The organism is Acinetobacter higginsii, from assembly GCF_000369525.1.
Lineage (GTDB): Bacteria > Pseudomonadota > Gammaproteobacteria > Pseudomonadales > Moraxellaceae > Acinetobacter > Acinetobacter higginsii.
Genome location: NZ_KB850068.1, coordinates 48,797 through 49,477, shown reverse-complemented (window position 1 = coordinate 49,477; position 681 = coordinate 48,797). Strand labels below are relative to the sequence as shown.

Genomic DNA, 681 nt, shown 5'->3' with positions numbered 1-681 from the left:
TCCGGTTCCTGTTCAATGTGCTCCGGTACTGGAATCCGCTTATTTTCTGCTTCGACCGGAGTAGTCAATCCGTCATGTTTCGGCTCTGGTTCTGGTCGAGAATTTCCTGTCATTTCAGAATGAGTAGTAACTTTACGTTCATCTAGCTCTGTCTTTGATTGTTCAAGCTGACCTTTAAACTCAATTCTGTGGGTCAAATCTTCTATATGCTGCATCAAAGACTTTTCTCTTTGGTTGGCTAGATCTAACTGATTTTTGAGTAGAGAAATCTGATCTTTCAATACATGTTCAATCTCAGATTGAACATGTACGTGTACATCCTTATGGGCGTGTTCAGTACGTGTACTGGACTGAACACCGATAGGATTTCCATAAACTCTGATAAGTTCAGATAAATCTATGAGTCCATCATGATCCCTTGATAATTCACCAGTTTTTATAGCTTCGTATATTGTTGTTCGTGACTTTTTAAAAGCTTTACTCGCGTCCATAACGCTGAATTTTGTTGTGTTCAATGTAATCCCTCAGTGCATGTACAAGGATGTTTAGATGAACATCCTACCTGAACATGAAGTTTATTTTGTGTTAAATCCTACCTTTCTAAGATATGGCAGAAGTTCTTCAAATCTCTCTTTGTGTTGTAGCATTTCAGCAATTCGAACTGCAAATTGTGTATAGCTT

Annotated in this window: 1 protein-coding gene and 1 pseudogene; both read right to left on the bottom strand. The window is 38.3% G+C overall.

Features of this window, described 5'->3' with window-relative positions; genetic code table 11:
- Nucleotides 1–515 (bottom strand): plasmid replication DNA-binding protein (locus F902_RS00500; RefSeq protein ID WP_228129729.1); only part of this gene is annotated, 515 nt, incomplete at its 3' end.
- Nucleotides 516–575: 60 nt separating this feature from the next.
- Nucleotides 576–681 (bottom strand): annotated as a pseudogene (locus tag F902_RS22350) (replication initiation protein RepM); the annotation flags it as partial.